The 1487-nt window shown below is 62.0% G+C and carries 2 protein-coding genes; both read left to right on the top strand.

Features of this window, described 5'->3' with window-relative positions; all coding sequences use genetic code 11:
- Positions 1 to 630: hypothetical protein (locus tag B082_RS39380; RefSeq protein WP_158688927.1), on the top strand; the 630-nt coding region annotated here is incomplete at its 5' end.
- A 173-nt stretch (positions 631 to 803) separates the two neighbouring features.
- Positions 804 to 1136, top strand: a complete 333-nt coding sequence (locus tag B082_RS39375; RefSeq protein ID WP_158688926.1) for a hypothetical protein — start codon at positions 804 to 806, stop codon at positions 1134 to 1136.
- Positions 1137 to 1487 lie beyond the last annotated feature (351 nt).

The raw sequence follows: 1487 nt of genomic DNA, 5'->3' as shown, positions 1-1487 counted from the left end.
CGAGGCGGCAACTCCGGCTACACCTACAAGAGCGGCAAGTGGGTCTGGCACTTCACCCCCAAGTCCTGGTTCGACCCCCGCTACCAGGCATACCGAGCCAACCCCAGCACCTACAAAGTCTTCCATTACAACGCCAAGGCGGCGGCTGCGGCCAGGGCAAAGGCAGAGGCAGCAGCCAGAGCCAGAGCACAAGCAGAGCGGCGACGGCGAGATGGCGTCCTGGTCAGCATTCTCAAGGGTGATTTCGGAGCCGGGACAGAAAAAATCAATGGCATGTCGCAGGCTGTCGCCAGGTTCGAAAGCCGAATCGCCGGCGAAACCTACGAAGCCCTAGCACTTGTGGCAGGGGCAAAATGCGAAGAGAACAAGGGCCTGACGGTTTGCCGGACAGCTCAGCCCATGTACGGGCGAGGCGGCACCAACGTAGGCGGCACATACGTAACCAGGAAGGAAAAGGAATACGTTTCGCCCAAAAGACTGCAGCACGAGCGTGTTCACACGAAGCAGTGGAACGAAAACGGCTTCTTCTACATCCCCCAGTACTTCGGCATCCTCGGGCAGGGACTCAACCCCTGTCACAACTCGTACGAAATCGAAGCAGACCTGAAGAAGGGTGGATACAAGTGCTGAACCGGCCGGGCATATCGGCCATAGCCGCGCTGCTTGTCGTCGCGACGATGAGTTCATGCAAGGGCCCCAGCCCGAGCTCGGTGAGATTCGGATACCGCTGGGACGACTCGGGGAACGTCGTGATCGCCTACCCCCTGTGCCCAGAAGACAAGGTGACTGGAGCGCGAATCACCGTGGACCAGAAGCATGGCGGCGAACTCGATTTCAAAACGCTCTGGAGCGCCCGGAAGCCCGTCTCGCAGGAAGTAGAGAGGGGCGTCTTCTCGGTCGGAACATCCAGCAGCTTCGGAACGGAGAATCTACCCCTCCGGACGACGCTTCCCCAGGGCTTCTACGTCGCCGCAGAAGAAGAGACTGTCGACGGCGATCCCACCTCTTCCAGAGAGGACTGGGTGGACCAGTCGGTCCGACCGACCTCGCGCCTGAAGCCCGGCGAATACGTCACGTCCCGCGGAAAGATCGTCAGCAGACAGTGGGTGAACAGCCAACTTCCTTGCAATCGTTGACCTGACCGGGCTGCGCAGCCGGACACAGGTCGGGGATGTTGGGGCCTTGGCAGCCGTCAAGGCCCCAACAAGTCAAGCGATAGGCACGTGCAACAGGATGCCGTCCCCAGAGCCCGACTCCACAGCGCACACCCGACGCCGACGTCCACTCGGACCACATGAACCCCGCCGGCCTTCGGCGTCCTGGGCGTCGCCCTGGTACCGCCACCCATGCGCACGGCCCGCCCCCGGACCCTGCCGATACCACCGGGACATCTCCTACCTGATCAGCGACCACCAGGGCACCGCGATGACTGCCATCGCCGCCGGAACCCTCGCTATCACCCGAAGAAAGCAACTCCCCTTCGGTCA

The organism is Streptomyces sp. ATexAB-D23 (assembly GCF_000373645.1).
In the GTDB taxonomy this organism is placed as follows: Bacteria; Actinomycetota; Actinomycetes; order Streptomycetales; family Streptomycetaceae; genus Streptomyces; species Streptomyces castrisilvae.
The sequence above is the reverse complement of the archived record's forward strand: the minus strand, read 5'-3'. Positions and strand labels throughout refer to the sequence as shown.